This window comes from Phenylobacterium koreense, from assembly GCF_040545335.1.
GTDB classification, from domain to species: Bacteria; Pseudomonadota; Alphaproteobacteria; order Caulobacterales; family Caulobacteraceae; genus Phenylobacterium; species Phenylobacterium koreense.
This window is the reverse complement of the sequence record NZ_JBEPLU010000001.1, coordinates 1,658,962-1,675,141: the sequence shown is the minus strand read 5'-3', so window position 1 is coordinate 1,675,141 and position 16,180 is coordinate 1,658,962. Positions and strand designations below refer to the sequence as shown.

Here is a 16,180-nt window from a genome sequence, read left to right as displayed (position 1 = left end):
CCGCGCCGCGCGCCAAGGCTTTGCACGGCGGATTTCAGGATTAGACTGGCGGACCAGCATGGATGGCCTGGTCTACATGGATGCGGTGATCACGCCGAACCGCTCGCTGTCGCAGCGGGGGTTCGTGATGCTGGTCGGCGTCGTGACCTTCTTCAACTGCGCGGCCGCCGCGGTCTTCCTGGCCATGGGCGCGACCCTGGTGCCGCTGTTCCTCGGCCTGGACGTGCTGGCGGTGATCGTCGCCTTCCTCGCCAGCTATGCGGCCGCCAAGCGGATCGAGCGGGTGCGGGTGACCTCGCGCGAGGTGCGGGTGGTGCGCGAGACGCCCAAGGCCAGCGAGGTGGTCTGGGAAAGCCCCACCGCCTTCACCCGCGTGGCCCTGGAGGTGGACGAGGACCAGGTGGTCTGGGGCGTGCGTCTGGCCATGTCCGGCCGCCACGCCAGCGTCGCCGCGGCGCTCAGCCCGGTGGAGCGGGCAGACTTCGCCCGGGCGCTGGAGCGGGCGATCTATGCAGCGCGAAGAGGGTGATCCGCCTGGCGGCGGCCCCCTCCGCCGCGAGGATCCAGGTTACAGAATGAACCGGCTGAGGTCGGTGTTCTGGGCCAGGCCGTCCAGGCGCTGCTTCACGTAGGCGGCGTCGATGGCGATGGTTTCGCCCTCGCGGTCCGAGGCGGTGTAGCTGATCTCCTCCAGCACCTTTTCCAGCACGGTCTGCAGGCGGCGGGCGCCGATGTTCTCCACCGAGCCGTTCACGGTGACGGCGGCGTCGGCAAGAGCGTCGATGGCGTCCTCGGTGAAGGTGAGGGTGACGCCCTCGGTGGCCAGCAGCGCCTGGTGCTGGCGGATCAGGTTGGCTTCCGGCTCGGTGAGAATGCGGCGGAAGTCGTCCCGCGTCAGGGCCTTCAGCTCCACCCGGATCGGCAAGCGGCCCTGCAGTTCGGGCAGCAGGTCCGAGGGCTTGGCCACGTGGAAGGCGCCCGAGGCGATGAACAGGATGTGGTCGGTCTTCACCGGCCCATACTTGGTCGAGACGGTCGTGCCTTCGATCAGCGGCAGCAGGTCGCGCTGCACGCCCTCGCGGCTGACGTCCGCGCCCGAGCGCTCGCGGGCGGAGGCGACCTTGTCGATCTCATCGAGGAACACGATGCCGTTGTTCTCGGCCAGCTCCAGGGCTTCCTGGGTGAGGGCCTCCTGGTCGAGCAGCTTGTCGCTTTCCTCGGCGATCAGCGGCGCCCAGGCGCCGGAGACGGTGGTCTTGTGGGTCTTGGTGCGGCCGCCGAAGGCCTTGCCCATCATCTCGCCGATGTTGAGCATGCCCATCTGGGCGCCCGGCTGGCCGGGGATGTCGAACATCGGCATGCCGCCGCCGGTGTCGGCGAGGGTCAGCTCGACCTCCTTGTCGTCCAGCTCGCCGGCGCGGAGCTTCTTGCGGAAGGAGTCGCGGGCGGCGGTGGAGCCGGGGCCGGTCAGGGCGTCCAGCAGGCGCTCCTCGGCGGCGGCCTCGGCGCGGGCGCGCACCCCGGCGCGGCGCCGGTCGCGGACCATGGCCATGGCGCTCTCCACCAGGTCGCGGACGATCTGGTCCACGTCGCGGCCGACATAGCCGACCTCGGTGAACTTGGTGGCCTCGACCTTCAGGAAGGGGGCCTGGGCGAGCCGCGCCAGGCGCCGCGCGATCTCGGTCTTGCCCACTCCGGTCGGGCCGATCATCAGGATGTTCTTCGGCGTGACCTCGTCGCGCAGGTCGGCCGGCACGCGCCGACGCCGCCAGCGGTTGCGCAGGGCGACGGCCACGGCCTTCTTGGCGTCCGGATGGCCGACGATGAAGCGGTCGAGTTCGGAGACGATCTCACGAGGGGAAAACTCAGTCATAGCGGCCTAGATAGTCACGACCTCGGCTCTGCGACAGGAAGAATCTGATCGTAGACCAGCCGCCAGCCCTCGGCGCCGCTTCGCCAGGCGCGGACATAATGGCCGCGGCCTCCGTCCCAGGCCGCCTCGCCATAGGTCCAGGCGAGATCGCCGCCCTGCGAGGCCCTGCCGCCGAGCGGCTTGAAGCCGATGGCCGGGGCGCGTCGGGCGAGCTCGGCCCGCACCGCTTCCGGCGTAGCGGCGGGCGCGGACCTGGAGCCGGTCAGGCGGGCGTCGGGCGCGAGGACGGCGAGATAGGCGGCCTTGGCGTCGGTGGCTGCGGCTTTGGCGAGGCTGGCCTCGGCGTCATGGACGGCGGCCATCGCGGCCTTGGCGTCGACGGCGGGGCCGGTCGCCGGCGCGAGATAGACAGGCGTAGAGCCCTGCGGGGCGGCGGCCGAGTGGTCGCTGGGCGCGCCGCCGTCGTAGATCCACTTCCAGCCGCCGTCCGGCTGGCGCGCCCAGACCGTGAAGAACCAGCCGCTCGGCTTGCCGCCGAAGGTGGCCGGACCGCTGGTGAAGCCGAGGTCGCCGGACCGGGCGATCGCCGCCCACAGGGGCCACCAGACCAGCGGCGGGTGAGCCTCGTCGGGCTTTGCGCCATAGAACTCCGACACCTTCACCGGATCGGGAGCCAGGACGATCGCTTCCGGCGCAGCGTGTTTCAGGAACGACCGTTTGATCCCCAGCGCCAGGCCATCGGCCGCAAAGGCTCGCTCGGCCGCAACGACGGCCGAGGGATGGGCGCCCGGGGGTCCGGCCTGAGCCATGGCGGAAGAAGCTGGGAAGAGGAGAGCTGCGGCCAGAAGGGCGTTAGAGGCTCTCAACCGTGAGTTCTCCGTTGGTGTAGACGCAGATCTTGGCGGCGATGGCCATGGCCTTGCGGGCCACGTCTTCGGCGGAAAGGTCGGTGTCGGCGAGGGCCAGGGCCGCGGCCAGGGCGTAGTTGCCGCCCGAACCGATGGCCGCGACCCCGGTTTCCGGCTCGAGCACGTCGCCGACGCCGGTGACGGTGAAGATCGACTCCTTGTCGGCCACCAGCAGCATGGCCTCCAGCCGGCGCAGATAGCGGTCGGTCCGCCAGTCCTTGGCGAGGTCAACACAGGCCCGGGCGAGCTGGTCGGGATATTGCTCGAGCTTGGCCTCGAGTCGCTCGATCAGGGTGAAGGCGTCGGCGGTCGCGCCGGCGAAGCCCGCCACCACCTTGCCGCCGGCCAGGGTGCGGACCTTGCGCGCATTGCCCTTGACCACGGTCTGGCCCATGGAGACCTGGCCGTCTCCGGCGATCACGGTCTTGCCGCCCTTGCGCACCGCGAGGATGGTGGTGCCGTGCCAATCTGGAAAGTTCGAGCTTGTCGTCATGGCTCTCGATGTGGCCAGGGGGGCGGACAAGGTCAAGCGCGGTGCGACCAGGCAGGCCCCTGACGCGCCCGGAATGGACGGACAGTCGATGAGCTTTACCGACGACGAGGTCGAACGCTACGCCCGCCACCTGGTGCTGCGCGAGGTCGGCGGCCAGGGGCAGCAGAGACTGAAGGCGGCCAGCGCGCTGATCGTGGGGGCAGGGGGCCTGGGCGCGCCGGCCTCGCTCTATCTGGCCGCGGCCGGCATCGGGCGGATCGTGCTGGCCGACGCCGACGTGGTCGACACTTCCAACCTGCAGCGGCAGGTGATCTTCCGCAGCGACGACGTCGGGCGGCGCAAGGTGGAGGCCGCGGCCGACCAGCTTCGGGCGCTGAACCCGCACGTGCACGTGGACTGCGCGCCGGTGCACGTGGAGCCGTGCAACGTCGGGCCGCTGGTGGCCGGGGTGGACCTGGTGCTGGACGGCACCGACGACTTCGCCACCCGCTTTGCGGTCAACGAGGCCTGCGTGCGCCACGAGCGCACCCTGGTTTCCGGCGCGATCGGGCGCTGGACCGGGCAGGTGGGCGTGTTCCGCGGCCGGCCCTGCTATCGCTGCCTGGTGCCGGAGATTCCCCCGGAGGCCGAAACCTGCGTCGCCGTGGGCGTGGTCGGCGCCCTGGCCGGGGTGATCGGGTCGATGATGGCGCTGGAGGCGATCAAGCTCATCGCCGGGGCCGGCGATCCGCTGGCTGGGCGGCTGATGATCTATGACGGGCTCAGCGGGGAGAGCCGGACGGTACGGATCGGGGCCGACCCGGAATGCCCGGTGTGTGGGAGCCACGGGTAGTTTGGCGCCGACAGATGCTCCCCCAACGGAGGAGCATCTGTCGGCGCTTTGCCTTACGCCGCCAGTGGGGCCGGGCCGATATAGACCGATTGCGGGCGGATCAGACGTCCGGCGGCGACCTGTTCACGGGCGTGGGCGATCCAGCCAGCGACGCGGCCCATGGCGAAGACGCAGGTGAAGGCCGAGGGCGGGAAGTCGAGGGCCTCCAGCAGCAGGGCCGTGTAGAACTCGACATTGGTGTCCAGCGGCCGGTTCGGCTTGTGCTCCTTGAGGATGGCGAGGGCGGCGGCCTCCACAGCTTCGGCGAAGGCGATGCGGCCGGGGCGCGCGCCCGCGCCGTCGTCCAGGCGGCGGACGGCGGCCTTGAGGGCGTCGGCCCGGGGGTCGCGGACGCGGTAGACGCGGTGGCCGAAGCCCATGAGCCGGTCGCCGCGGGCCAGCGCCGCTTCGATCCAGGCGCGGGCCTGGCCCGGCGTTCCGATCTCGTCCAGCATCTCGATGACCGGACCGGGGGCGCCGCCATGCAGCGGACCCTTCAGGGCGCTGATCCCGCCAAGCACCGCCGAGGTGAGGCCCGCGCGAGTCGAGGCGATGACCCGGGCGGCGAAGGTCGAGGCGTTGAGGCCGTGGTCGCTGACGGTGACGAGGTAGGTGTCGAGGGCGGCGGCTTCCTGGGCGCTCGGCGCCTTGCCGCTCAGCATCCGCAGGATGTCGGCGGCGTGGCCGAGGGAGATGTCGGGCGCCACCGGGGCCTGGCCGGCCTGGGCGCGGACGACGGCTGCGGTGAAGACCGCCGGCGCGGCCAGCAGGCGCAGGGCGGTCGCCAGATCGTCGCCGTCGGCGAGGCGGGCGGTGAGGGCGCGCATCCCCTCCACCGGGTTGCGGTCGAGAAGGCCGGTGTCGAGGGCGCTGACCTCGGCGAACACCTCGCGTCGGGCGGCGGCGAGGCCCGGGGCCAGGTCCGCCGGCAGGTCGTCGAAGAACCCGTCGAACAACAGACGCGCGACCTCCTCGAAACGGGTGCGGCCGGCCAGTTCGTCCAGGGAGTGGCCGCGGATGATCAGCACGCCGCGCTGACCATCGACTTCGGAGAGGACGGTGTTGGCGGCGACGACGTCTTCAAGGCCATCGGACATGGCTAAATCTCCTGTTGCTCGCCGCGATATTTGCCTCCACGCTGTTTGCGTCAATCTTGATCAATATAATCAACCTATGACCGCCGAAGCCGCAGCCCGACAGCCGGAATGGATCGCCGCCGAGGAGGCCCGCGCGCGGCTGGGCGTGCGGCCGCAGACCCTCTACGCCTATGTGAGCCGGGGGCGAGTGCAGGTCCGCGCCGATCCGGCGGACCCTCGTCGCAGCCTCTATCGCACCGCCGACATCGCGGCCCTGGCCGCCCGCAAGAGCCGCAGCCGCAAGGTCTCGGACGTGGCGGCCGGGGCCATCGCCTGGGGCGAGCCGGTGCTCGCCTCGGCCATCACCACGATTTCGGGCGGGCGGCTGTTCTATCGGGGCCGCGACGCGGTGGAGCTCGCCGAGACCGAGACGCTGGAGGCGGTGGCCCGGCTGCTGCGGGGCGGGCATGGGGCCGCGCTGAAGCGCACCGACCGGCCGCGGCCGCCGGAGGGGCCGGACATGCGCTCGCGGGCGTTCCTGGCCCTGGCCATCCAGGCGGGGAAGGATCCGCCGGCGCGCGGCCGCAACCCCCTGGCCCTGGCGGTGGAGGCTGCGACCCTGCTGGACGTGCTGACCGACGCCGTGGCCGGCGAGGTGGGCGGTGGGGCGATCGCCAACCGGCTGGCCCTGGCCTGGGGCCTCGGTCCGGGCGGCCCGGGCGCGGACCTGATCCGGCGCGCCCTGGTGCTGCTGGCCGATCATGAGCTGAACGCCTCGACCTTCGCGGCCAGGGTGGCGGCCTCCACCGGCGCCTCGTTGGCGGCCTCCGCGCTGGCTGGGCTTTCGGCGCTGTCGGGACCGCGGCATGGCGGCGCGGCTGCGGCGGTGCAGGGCCTGGCGCGGGATGCGGCTCAGCCGGCAGGGCCCAGGGCGGCCGTGGCGGCGCGCCTGACCGAGGACCGGGCGATCCCCGGGTTCGGCCACAACCTCTATCCGGAGGGCGACCCGCGCGCCCAGGCCCTGCTGGCGAGGTTCGCGCCGACGCCGGAGATGGCCCGGCTGCAGGCGGCGGTGGCCAACATCACCGGCCTGCCGCCCAATGTGGACTTCGCCCTTGTGGCCATGACCAAGGCGCTGCGGCTGCCGGAGGACGCGCCGTTCGCGCTGTTCGCCATCGCCCGCTGCGCCGGCTGGATCGCTCACGCCATCGAGCAGGAGCAGACCGGCGCGCTGATCCGGCCGCGCGCCCGCTATGTCGGGGTTGAGCCTGAATAGTATCGAGCCGGCGCGCGTACGGGTCCCGGGCACGCTCACGCGGCCGGGGATGACGATTGGAGAGGGGGGCCTCAGGCCCGGTGGTGGACGGCCTCCTCCTCGGCCAGCGGCTTGTCGAGGCGGTGGACCATCTCCTTGGGCACGATCTGCCAGAACTTCGGCAGGTGGCGGTCCCAGTCGCGCAGGATGTCGGCGGCGAAGACCGAACCGGTCTCGCGGGCGTGCTCCTCGACCAGGGCCTTCAACTCGGCCTCCCAGTGGAGGGTCCCGATCCGCTGGATGAGCACGCTATCGCGGTTGAGCATGGTCGGCAGGCGGTCTTCGGGATCGAGGACATAGGCCATGCCGCCGGTCATGCCGGCCGCGAAGTTGAAGCCCACCGGCCCCAGCACCACGGCCCGGCCGCCGGTCATGTATTCCAGCCCGTTGGTCCCGCAGCCCTCGACGACGGCGCTGGCGCCCGAGTTCCGGACCCCGAAGCGCTCCCCGGCCCGGCCGGCGGCGAACAGCTTGCCGCTGGTGGCGCCGTAGAGGACGGTGTTGCCGATGATGGCGTTGGCCTGCGGCGCGGCCAGGTGGGGCGAGGGACGGATCACCAGGGTCGCCCCGGAGAGCCCCTTGCCCACATAGTCGTTGGCTTCGCCGGTCAGCTCGATGCGCAGGCCCTGGACGGCGAAGGCGCCCAGGCTCTGGCCGGCCGAGCCCTTGAGCTGGACGGTCAGGTGGCCCGGCGGCAGGCCGTCCATGCCGAAGCGGCGGACGATGTGCGAGGAGGTGCGTGAGCCGATGGCGCGGGCGGTGTTCCGCACCGTGTAGGTGAGCTGCATCTTCTCGCCGCGCTCGAGCAGCGGGGCGGCGTCGCGGACGATCTGGGCGTCCAGGGTGTCGGGCACCTCGTTACGCCCCTCGACCGTGCAGTAGGGAGCGTGGTGGCCGGGGTCGGCCTTGACCAGCAGCGGGTTGAGGTCGAGGTCGTCCAGATGCTCGCCGCCGCGGGAGACCTGCTGCAGCAGGTCGGTGCGGCCGACGATCTCGTTCAGGGTGCGGAAGCCGAGGCCGGCCAGGATCTCGCGCACCTCCTCGGCGATGAGCGTGAAGAGGTTGATGACCTTCTCGGCGCTGCCCGAGAACTTGGCCCGCAGGTCCTCGTCCTGGGTGCAGATGCCCACCGGACAGGTGTTGGAATGGCACTGGCGGACCATGATGCAGCCCATGGCGATCAAGCTGGCGGTGCCGATGCCAAACTCCTCGGCGCCCAGCATCGCGGCGATGACGATGTCGCGGCCGGTGCGCATGCCGCCGTCGGCCCTCAGGCGGACCGAGTGGCGCAGGTTGTTGAGCGTCAGGACCTGATGGGCCTCGGAGAGGCCCATCTCCCAGGGGCCGCCGGCGTACTTGATCGAGGTCTGGGGCGAGGCGCCGGTGCCTCCGACATTGCCGGAGATCAGGATGACGTCCGCCTTGGCCTTGGCCACGCCGGCGGCGATGGCGCCGATGCCGGTCATGGCCACGAGCTTCACGCAGACCCGGGCTTCCGGGTTGATCTGCTTGAGGTCGTAGATGAGCTGGGCCAGGTCCTCGATCGAATAGATGTCGTGGTGCGGCGGCGGGCTGATCAGCATGACGCCCGGGGTCGAGTGGCGCAGGCGGGCGATCAGCTCGGTGACCTTGAAGCCGGGTAGCTGGCCGCCCTCGCCGGGCTTTGCGCCCTGGCTGACCTTGATCTCGATCTCGCGGCACTCGTTGAGATACTGGGCGGTGACGCCGAAGCGGCCCGAGGCGATCTGCTTGACCGCCGAGTTCGGGTTGTCGCCGTTGGGCAGCGGCATGTAGCGGGCCGGGTCCTCGCCGCCCTCGCCGGAGACGCTCTTCGCGCCGATCCGGTTCATGGCGATGTTGAGCACGCCGTGCGCTTCGGGGCTGAGGGCGCCCATGCTCATGCCGGGGGTGAGGAAGCGCTTGCGGATCTCGTTGACGCTCTCGACCTCGTCGGTGCTCAGCGGCCGTTCGGTCGAGCGCAGGTCGAGGAGGTCGCGGAGCTGGATCATCGGCATCCGCCGCATGCCGGCGGAATAGGCCTTGAAGGCGGCGTAGTCGCCGGTCTCGCAGGCCCGCTGCAGGGTGTGGATCATCCGCGCCTCGAAGGCGTGGCTCTCGCCGGAGTGGCGGGACTTGTAGAATCCGCCGACCGGCAGGGAGATGGCGGCCGCGCCCCAGGCCTTCTGGTGCAGCTCCAGCGCCTTGGCCTCGAGGCCGGCGAGACCGATGCCGGAGATGCGCGAGGGCATGCCGGGGAAGAACTCGGCCACCAGGGCGCGGGAGAGGCCGAGGGCCTCGAAGTTGTAGCCGCCGCGATAGGAGGAGATCACCGCGATGCCCATCTTGGCGATGATCTTCAGGAGGCCGCCCTCGATGGCGTGCTTGTAGTTGAGGCAGACGTCGCGCAGCGACAGGTCGCCGGCCAGGCCGCGGTCGAGGCGGTCCTGGAAGCTTTCCTGGGCGAGATAGGCGTTCACCGCCGTGGCCCCGACCCCGACCAGCACCGCGAAGTAATGGGTGTCCAGGCACTCGGCCGAACGGACGATCAGCGAGACGTAGGAGCGCAGGCCCTTGGCGACGAGGGAGGAGTGCACGCCGCCGGTAGCGAGGATCATCGGCAGGGCCAGGCGACCTGGACCGCTGGCCTCGTCGGTGAGGACGATGGTGGCGCAGCCGCGCAGGGCGGCGTCCTCGGCCTCGGCGCGGATGCGGTCGAGGTTGGCGCGCAAAGCATCGCCCGGCCGGCTCTCGGCCGCCGGGATCGGCATGGTGCAGTCGATGACCGCGACGCTCTTCTCGCCGATGATCTCGACGATGCGCTGATACATGCCGGTGGTGAGCACCGGGCTTTCCAGCACGAAGACGTCGGTCTGAGCCTCGTCCTGGGCCAGGATGTTGCCGAGGTTCTTGAACCGGGTCTTCAGGCTCATGACCGAGGTCTCCCGCAGGGAGTCGATCGGCGGGTTGGTCACCTGGCTGAAGTTCTGGCGGAAGAAGTGCGAGAGCGGCCGGTACTGCTCGGAGAGCACGGCCAGCGGCGTGTCGTCGCCCATCGAGCCGACGGCTTCCTTGCCCTCCTCGACCATGGGGGCGAGGATCAGCTCGATGTCCTCCAGGCTGAGGCCGGCGGCCACCTGGCGGCGGACCAGCTCCTCGCGGCTGTAGGCGCGGGGCTCGGGCCCGGGGGCGATCTGCTTCTCCAGGTCGACCATGTTGCCCAGCCACTGGTCGTAGGGGTGGCGGACAGCGAGCTCGTCGACGATCTCGTCCTCGCCGTAAAGGCGGCCCTCGGCCAGGTCGACGGCGACCATCCGGCCGGCCGAGATGTGGGACTTGCGGACGATGCGGGTTTCCTCGACCCGGCACATGCCGGCCTCGGAGCCCATGATCAGCAGGCCGTCCTCGGTGTAGGCGACGCGCAGGGGGCGCAGGCCGTTGCGGTCCTTGCCGGCCACGACCCAGCGGCCGTCGGTGGCGCAGATGGCGGCCGGCCCGTCCCAGGGCTCCATCACCGAGTTGCAGTAGGCGTAGAGCGCCTTGTGGGCGGGCTTGATCTGCTCGTCGGAGCGGGCGTTCCAGGCCTCGGGCATCAGCAGGGCCTTGGCCATCGGCGCGTCGCGGCCGGCGCGGACCAGCACCTCGAAGGTGTTGTCGAGCGCCATGGAGTCCGAGCCGTGCGGGTCCTGGATGACCGGTTTCACGTCGTCGCCCATCTCCCCGAAGGCGTCGGCCGCCATCCGGATCTCATGGGACTTCATCCAGTTGACGTTGCCCTTCTTGGTGTTGATCTCGCCGTTGTGGGCGAGCATCCGGAAGGGCTGGGCCAGGCGCCATTCGGGGAAGGTGTTGGTCGAATAGCGCTGGTGGAAAATGGCCACGGCCGCGGCGAAGCGTTCGTCGCAGAGGTCGGGATAGAAGGCGTCGATGTGCTCGGCGAGGAACATGCCCTTGTAGATGAGCTGCCGGGCCGAGAACGAGCACAGGTAGAAGTGCTGGATGCCGGCGGCGGCGATGCGCTTCTCGATCCGCTTGCGGCAGAGGAAGAGGGCGCGCTCCAGCGCCTCGCCCGAGAGGCCGGCGGGCGGCGAGAGCATGATCTGCTCGATCTCGGGGCGGGTGGCGTTGGCCTTCTCGCCGATGACGGCGGTGTTCACCGGCACTTGGCGCCAGCCGTAGATATAGAAGCCGAACCGCAGGGCCTCGGCCTCGACGATGGTGCGGGCCGACTCCTGGGCCGAGAGGTCGTTGCGCGGCAGGAAGACCTGGCCGACGGCGATCGGGCCGGGGCGCAGGACATGGCCGATGCGCGTCACCTGGTCGGAGAAGAAGTCCTGCGGCACGGAGAGCAGGATGCCGGCCCCGTCGCCGGTCTTGCCGTCGGCGTCCACCGCGCCGCGGTGCCAGACCGACTTCAGCGCGCGGATGGCCAGCTCGACCACCTCGCGACGCGGCTTGCCGTCGACCGCGCAGACCAGGCCGACGCCGCAGGCGTCGCGCTCGTCCGCGGGGGAGTAGGCGTGGGCGGCGGCGAGCAACTCGCGGTTTTGCAGATACCGGTCGAGGTCTCTGCCCACCGCGGCGGAGGCCGAAGCGCCGCGACGAGCGGGGGAGAAATGATCGCTCATGGTCTTACTCCGCGGCCAGCAGCGCGCGCTGCGAGAGGTATTGGTGGATGGCGTCGGCGGCGTCGCGGCCGTCGCGGATGGCCCAGACGACCAGCGACGCCCCGCGGACGATGTCGCCGGCGGCGAAGACGCCTTCGAGGCTGGTCTGCATGGTCTTGAAGTCCGCCTTGACCGTGCCCCAGCGCGAGACGCCGAGGTCGGGGGCGCCGAAGAGGTTCGGCAGGTCTTCCGGATTGAAGCCCAGGGCCTTGATGACCAGGCCGGCGGGCAGGTCGAAGTCGCCGCCCTCGACCTCTTCGGGGGCCTGGCGGCCGCTGGCGTCGGGCGCGCCCAGGCGCATGCGGACAGCGCGCAGGCCATCGGCGCGGTCGGCCTTTCCGAGGACGGCGCGAGGCGCGGCCAGCCATTCGAAGACAACGCCCTCTTCCTCGGCGTGTGCGACCTCGCGGGCCGAGCCGGGCATGTTGGCGCGGTCGCGGCGATAGAGGCAGGTCACCGACTTCGCGCCCTGACGAACGGCGGTGCGCACGCAGTCCATGGCGGTGTCGCCGCCGCCGACCACCACGACGTCGCGGCCTTCGGCGTTCAGTTCCCCGCTGGCGTACTCGGGCACGTCGTCGCCCAGCCCGACCCGGTTGGAGGCGATCAGATAGTCCAGGGCCGCGGTCACCCCGGCCGAGCCGGCGCCGGGAGCGACCAGCTCGCGGGCGGCATAGACCCCGGTGGCGATCAGGATGGAGTCGTGGCGGGCGCGCAGCTCCGGCAGGGAGGCGTCGCGGCCGACCTCGAAGGAGAGCCTGAACTCGACCCCGCCTTCGGCGAGGCGGCGCGTGCGGCGCTCGACCACCTCCTTTTCCAGCTTGAAGCTGGGAATGCCGTAGATCAGCAGGCCGCCGGCGCGGTCGTGGCGGTCGTAGACGGTGACGGCGTAGCCGGCTTCACGCAGGCGTTCGGCGGCGGCGAGACCGGCCGGCCCGGCGCCGATGATCCCGACGGACAGGCCGCGGTCGGGACCGGTGCGCAGCGGCTCGACCCAGCCTTCCTCCCAGGCCTTGTCGGTCAGGTAGCGCTCGACCGCGCCGATGGTGACGGTGCCGTGGCCCGACTGCTCGATGGTGCAGGAGCCTTCGCAGAGGCGATCCTGCGGGCAGATCCGGCCGCAAATCTCCGGCATCGAGTTGGTGGCCTGGGAGAGGGCGTAGGCCTCCTGCACCCGGCCCTCGGCGGTCATCCGCAGCCAGTCGGGGATGTTGTTGTGAAGCGGGCAGTGAGTCTGACAGAAGGGGACGCCGCACTGCGAGCAGCGCGAAGCCTGCTCGGCCGCCTTGGCGTCGATGAAGTCCGCATAGATCTCATGGAAGTCGCCCGAGCGGGCGTCGGCCGCCCGCTTTTGCGGCGTCGTGCGCACGACCGTCGTGAATTTCAGCATCCGCTCGGCCATGCCGCAAAACCTCCACGCCCATGTGTCAGGCGGGGGCTCAATAGCCGTCTAATAGGGGGCGCGAAATATGATGGTAAAATTCATGGACAAAATGAATCGTGAGCCACGCCATTTTGGCGGCGATTGAAGGGACTAGTCCCTCAAATAGTCCACTTTCGGGATGAACTGGAAATTTACCCTGTTCCCCGCCCTTGCTAACCCACCTCATCACCATGGAGTCGCCAGTGTCGGACTGGATCGCCGCCGTCATCCTCGGGCTCGTCGAAGGCCTGACGGAGTTCATTCCAGTCTCTTCCACGGGGCACCTGCTGCTGACCAAGAAGCTGCTCGGCCTGCCCAGCGGCTTCTGGGACACCTTCTCGGTGATGATCCAGCTCGGCGCGATCCTGGCCGTCGTGGTGCTGTATTTTCAAAGGCTGTGGGGTGTGTTCGTCCGCCTGCCCAGCGACCCCAAGGCGCGGTGGTTCGCCGCCAGCGTGATCCTGTCGGTGCTGCCCTCGATGGCGATCGCCTTCGTGGCGCACGACTTCATCAAGACCGTGCTGTTCGAGAGCATCGGCCTGATCTGCGTGATGCTGATCCTGGGCGGGTTCGTCCTGCTGGCCGTCGACCGCTGGGCGCCTCAGCCCAAGGAGGACGACGCCATGAACATGAGCTGGAAGCGAGCTTTGGGCATGGGCTTCTGCCAGGTGCTGGCCATGGTGCCGGGCGTCTCGCGCTCAGGGGCGACGATCGTCGGGGGGGTGCTGATCGGGGTCGATCGGCGCGCGGCGGCCGAGTTCTCGTTCTTCATGGCGATCCCGACCATGGTCGGGGCCTTCGTCCTGGACTTCTGGGAGAACAAGGACGTGCTGACCAGCGACAACCTCGGCATCATCGCGGTGGGTTTCGTGGTCAGCTTCGTCTCGGGCCTGGTCGTGGTGAAGACCATGCTCGACTTCATCAACCGCTTCGGCCTGGCGCCCTACGGTTGGTGGCGGATCGCCGCAGGCCTGATCGGCCTGGGCGTCCTCTATTTCTACTGATCGAGCGATCAGGCGGTCGTGATCGCCTGATCGGCGAACTGGCCACCCTTGCGGAAGCGGTAGAGGTAGGTCGGCAGGACCGCCTCGACCGTGATCGGGGCGGTGACGCCCAGCTCGGCCAGGCCCGGCATGGCCGGATTGGCGACATTGTCCCGCTTCAGCAGCTCGACCTGGTCGGCGGTGATCGGCGGGGTGACGGTCAGCAGGGCCAGCGGCTGGCAGAGCGCGCCGATGAGCTTGGCGATCCCGAACGGCAGGGGGACCAGGATGCGGCGGCGCTCGGTCTCGGCCAGCACAAGGTCCAGCACCTGCTGCATGGTGAAGACGCCCGGACCGCCCAGCTCGTAGGTCTTGCCGGCGGCCGAGGGGTCGAGGACCGCCGCGGCCACTGCGCGGGCCACGTCGCTGACGAAGACCGGCTGGAAGCGGGTCGCCGCGCCGATCAGCGGCAACGCCGGGCTCGCCGCGGCCATCTCCGCGAACTTCTCGAACAGGCCGTCGCCCTGGCCGAACACGACCGACGGGCGAATGATGACCGCCTCGGGGTAGGCCGCGCGGATGGCCTCTTCGCCCTGCGCCTTGGTGCGGGCGTATTCCGAAGAGGAGTTGGCGTCCGCGCCGATGGCCGAGATGTGCACCAGGCGTTCGACGCCCAGGTTCCTGGCGGCCTTGGCGACGTTGGCCGCGCCCTCGACCTGCACCGACTTGAACTTCTGGGCGCCCGCCTCGAACAGGATGCCGACCGCATTGACGCAGGCCTGGGCCCCGTCGAGCGCGCGGCGCACCGAAGCCTCGTTGCGGACATTGGCCTGGACGACCTCGATCTGGCCGACATCGCCCATCAACCGCATGGTGTGGGCCAGGTGCGGCTGGCGCACCGCGACGCGAATCCGCAGGCCCTGCCGGGCCAGCGCCCTGACGATCTGGGTTCCGATGAAGCCCGATCCGCCGAAGACTGTGACCAGATCCTGCATGTCCTGCGTCCGCGTATAAGAAAACAAAGTGGGTCCGAAGTGGCTCCCGATAGACGATGGCGACGGTCGTCGCAATCTTCGTCACAAAATGCGCGAGGGGGCGTTGACCCCGGAAAGGCGGCGCCCTAGAAGACGCGCCTCGCGCGGTCCTAGCGGATCGGGCCCAGGTGGCGGAATTGGTAGACGCGCTGGCTTCAGGTGCCAGTGGCCGAAAGGTCGTGGAGGTTCGAGTCCTCTCCTGGGCACCATCGAGTGCTTCATCCCAAGATCATCGATAGAGTAGCGAGCGTGCTTTTCTTGGCGCGGCTGACCCGATGCTGTTTGAGCGCAGGCAGCCGGTGGTCGGCGCCTACGGCCGAAACCGCGATGACACACTGATCACTTGCGATTTTTCCGTCCCCTTCGTGGGGTGGGTGAATCGGAGCGAGGCGGCGAGACGGGTCAGCTCGTTCTCAAATGTGTTCGGCCTGCATGACGGCGGGGTCGGGAACATCGATCAGAGCTTCCGCGTCGACGGCGTTCGTCGGCAGGGCGGTGCGATCGTTCCAGGTCCGAATTTGCGATGCGAGGTGGGTCTGCAGGCGCCTTGCGCCGCCGTCTCCGTCGGGGAGCCAGACGCCTGGACGCACGCCGCTGGGCGAGACCGAAAAGCGCCTGGTGAAGGCGCGGGTGAAGTGGCCGCTGTTGGCGAAGCCGAGCTCGAGCGCGAGGTCGGTGATCGTCCGCCGGCTGGGCGAAGGGCGCTTGAGCGTCCGGAGGGCGGCGTCCAGCCTGCGGTTGCGAATGACCGCGTTGACCCCGCCCAACTCGGCGAAGAACCGGTAGAGGTGGGCCCGCGACATCTGAAAGTGCCGCATCAGCAACTCCGGGCCGAGCTGCGGATCGCCGATGTGGGCGTCGATGAACTCGAACATCCGAGCGCGGATGCGGTCGACGGAAGAGGACTGGCGGCCTTCGCTCCATGGTCGGCGGCCCGTGATGGAGGACACCAGCTCGATCGTGGCGGTCTCCATGGCCGCCAGGTCGTCCGGCCCGATGCGGTCCATCGTCTCGTGCAGATCCACAAGGTATCTGCGGAGCATGCCGGTCAGCGGGTCCGCACCCGGCAGAACCATGCCGTGGGCGCTTCGGCCGCCGTTCGCCCGGTCGATCGGTTCCCGGGGCACGGCAAGGGTGATCCGTGATCCGGCCTCGGCATTGCAGCGATACGGCCTAGCAAGGTCGAACAGCCAGATATCGCCTGGGCGCGCAACTACAGATAGGCCGTCGCAGTCGGCGACCAGCGAGCCGCCGGTCATGACCTGAAGAAGATAATGGTCCAGACCGCTGTGAACGATGGCCCGCCTGTCGCGCAGGTAATTCTGTTGATTGAACTGTACTGAAGAGATGATCAGTTCGCCAAGGGTGTATGCGTGAACACAACCCTTTAGATCTTCTTTTTCTTCGTTGATCGGCAACAGGTCGAAAATCGGCCGACTTATTTCGCGCCAGAATTCGGAACGCTGCTCCTCGGCGACCATCTCCGTCGAAAGAAATAAGCCCGCCTGCACTACTGACCCCTACGCCACCCCACAGCTTC

The 16,180-nt window shown here is 69.7% G+C and carries 12 protein-coding genes and 1 tRNA gene; 5 read left to right on the top strand and 8 right to left on the bottom strand.

Features of this window, described 5'->3' with window-relative positions; translation table 11 throughout:
* Positions 1 to 58 precede the first annotated feature (58 nt).
* A complete protein-coding gene (locus ABID41_RS08300; protein WP_331928150.1) occupies positions 59 to 529 on the top strand; it encodes a DUF2244 domain-containing protein in 471 nt (156 codons plus the stop codon).
* Between the two features lie 39 nt (positions 530 to 568).
* On the opposite strand, the gene hslU is transcribed toward ABID41_RS08300, so the two are convergent.
* From hslU to hslV, 3 genes are read right to left on the bottom strand one after another with little or no spacing between them, the layout of a single operon-like run.
* Positions 569 to 1,873 (bottom strand): ATP-dependent protease ATPase subunit HslU, encoded by a 1,305-nt coding sequence (hslU, locus tag ABID41_RS08295; RefSeq protein ID WP_354297411.1) that lies wholly within the window; start codon positions 1,871 to 1,873, stop codon positions 569 to 571.
* A gap of 14 nt (positions 1,874 to 1,887) precedes the next feature.
* The gene (locus tag ABID41_RS08290) at positions 1,888 to 2,682 is read right to left on the bottom strand and encodes a DUF4440 domain-containing protein (protein WP_354297410.1); all 795 of its coding nucleotides are present in this window, start codon (positions 2,680 to 2,682) and stop codon (positions 1,888 to 1,890) included.
* A 43-nt stretch (positions 2,683 to 2,725) separates the two neighbouring features.
* Positions 2,726 to 3,310: an ATP-dependent protease subunit HslV gene (gene hslV, locus ABID41_RS08285; RefSeq protein ID WP_331932458.1), complete on the bottom strand. Its 585-nt coding sequence runs from the start codon at positions 3,308 to 3,310 to the stop codon at positions 2,726 to 2,728.
* A gap of 52 nt (positions 3,311 to 3,362) precedes the next feature.
* On the opposite strand from hslV, the gene ABID41_RS08280 reads away from it, so the two are divergent.
* Positions 3,363 to 4,106: a HesA/MoeB/ThiF family protein gene (locus ABID41_RS08280; RefSeq protein ID WP_331932459.1), complete on the top strand. Its 744-nt coding sequence runs from the start codon at positions 3,363 to 3,365 to the stop codon at positions 4,104 to 4,106.
* A gap of 53 nt (positions 4,107 to 4,159) precedes the next feature.
* Here ABID41_RS08280 and ABID41_RS08275 read toward each other — a convergent pair whose 3' ends face one another.
* A complete protein-coding gene (locus tag ABID41_RS08275; RefSeq protein ID WP_354297409.1) occupies positions 4,160 to 5,242 on the bottom strand; it encodes a citrate synthase/methylcitrate synthase in 1,083 nt (360 codons plus the stop codon).
* Between the two features lie 76 nt (positions 5,243 to 5,318).
* Between ABID41_RS08275 and ABID41_RS08270 the strand changes: the two genes are divergently transcribed.
* Positions 5,319 to 6,497 carry a citrate synthase gene (locus tag ABID41_RS08270; protein ID WP_354297408.1) on the top strand — a complete coding sequence of 393 codons (1,179 nt, stop codon included), beginning with the start codon at positions 5,319 to 5,321 and terminating at the stop codon, positions 6,495 to 6,497.
* A gap of 71 nt (positions 6,498 to 6,568) precedes the next feature.
* On the opposite strand, the gene gltB is transcribed toward ABID41_RS08270, so the two are convergent.
* A complete protein-coding gene (gene gltB / locus ABID41_RS08265) occupies positions 6,569 to 11,161 on the bottom strand; it encodes a glutamate synthase large subunit (RefSeq protein ID WP_414695916.1) in 4,593 nt (1,530 codons plus the stop codon).
* A 4-nt stretch (positions 11,162 to 11,165) separates the two neighbouring features.
* Positions 11,166 to 12,602 carry an NAD(P)-dependent oxidoreductase gene (locus ABID41_RS08260; protein ID WP_331929223.1) on the bottom strand — a complete coding sequence of 479 codons (1,437 nt, stop codon included), beginning with the start codon at positions 12,600 to 12,602 and terminating at the stop codon, positions 11,166 to 11,168.
* A 224-nt stretch (positions 12,603 to 12,826) separates the two neighbouring features.
* Here ABID41_RS08260 and ABID41_RS08255 point away from each other — a divergent pair, with 224 nt between their 5' ends.
* Positions 12,827 to 13,627 carry an undecaprenyl-diphosphate phosphatase gene (locus ABID41_RS08255; protein WP_331929225.1) on the top strand — a complete coding sequence of 267 codons (801 nt, stop codon included), beginning with the start codon at positions 12,827 to 12,829 and terminating at the stop codon, positions 13,625 to 13,627.
* An 8-nt stretch (positions 13,628 to 13,635) separates the two neighbouring features.
* Here ABID41_RS08255 and ABID41_RS08250 read toward each other — a convergent pair whose 3' ends face one another.
* Complete coding sequence (locus tag ABID41_RS08250; RefSeq protein WP_331929226.1) at positions 13,636 to 14,601, bottom strand: complex I NDUFA9 subunit family protein; 966 nt, start codon at positions 14,599 to 14,601, stop codon at positions 13,636 to 13,638.
* A 161-nt stretch (positions 14,602 to 14,762) separates the two neighbouring features.
* Between ABID41_RS08250 and ABID41_RS08245 the strand changes: the two genes are divergently transcribed.
* A tRNA-Leu gene (locus ABID41_RS08245) sits at positions 14,763 to 14,849 on the top strand.
* Between the two features lie 204 nt (positions 14,850 to 15,053).
* Here ABID41_RS08245 and ABID41_RS08240 read toward each other — a convergent pair.
* A complete protein-coding gene (locus tag ABID41_RS08240; RefSeq protein WP_331929228.1) occupies positions 15,054 to 16,151 on the bottom strand; it encodes an AraC-like ligand-binding domain-containing protein in 1,098 nt (365 codons plus the stop codon).
* Positions 16,152 to 16,180: the final 29 nt, after the last annotated feature.

What these genes read in the sequence shown, in the direction of transcription:
- ABID41_RS08300 (WP_331928150.1), top strand. Translation starts at nt 59, where the DNA reads ATGGATGGCCTGGTCTACATGGATGCGGTGATCACGCCGAACCGCTCG.
- hslU (WP_354297411.1), bottom strand. Translation starts at nt 1,873, where the DNA reads ATGACTGAGTTTTCCCCTCGTGAGATCGTCTCCGAACTCGACCGCTTC.
- ABID41_RS08290 (WP_354297410.1), bottom strand. Translation starts at nt 2,682, where the DNA reads ATGGCTCAGGCCGGACCCCCGGGCGCCCATCCCTCGGCCGTCGTTGCG.
- ABID41_RS08280 (WP_331932459.1), top strand. Translation starts at nt 3,363, where the DNA reads ATGAGCTTTACCGACGACGAGGTCGAACGCTACGCCCGCCACCTGGTG.
- ABID41_RS08275 (WP_354297409.1), bottom strand. Translation starts at nt 5,242, where the DNA reads ATGTCCGATGGCCTTGAAGACGTCGTCGCCGCCAACACCGTCCTCTCC.
- ABID41_RS08270 (WP_354297408.1), top strand. Translation starts at nt 5,319, where the DNA reads ATGACCGCCGAAGCCGCAGCCCGACAGCCGGAATGGATCGCCGCCGAG.
- gltB (WP_414695916.1), bottom strand. Translation starts at nt 11,161, where the DNA reads ATGAGCGATCATTTCTCCCCCGCTCGTCGCGGCGCTTCGGCCTCCGCC.
- ABID41_RS08260 (WP_331929223.1), bottom strand. Translation starts at nt 12,602, where the DNA reads ATGGCCGAGCGGATGCTGAAATTCACGACGGTCGTGCGCACGACGCCG.
- ABID41_RS08250 (WP_331929226.1), bottom strand. Translation starts at nt 14,601, where the DNA reads ATGCAGGATCTGGTCACAGTCTTCGGCGGATCGGGCTTCATCGGAACC.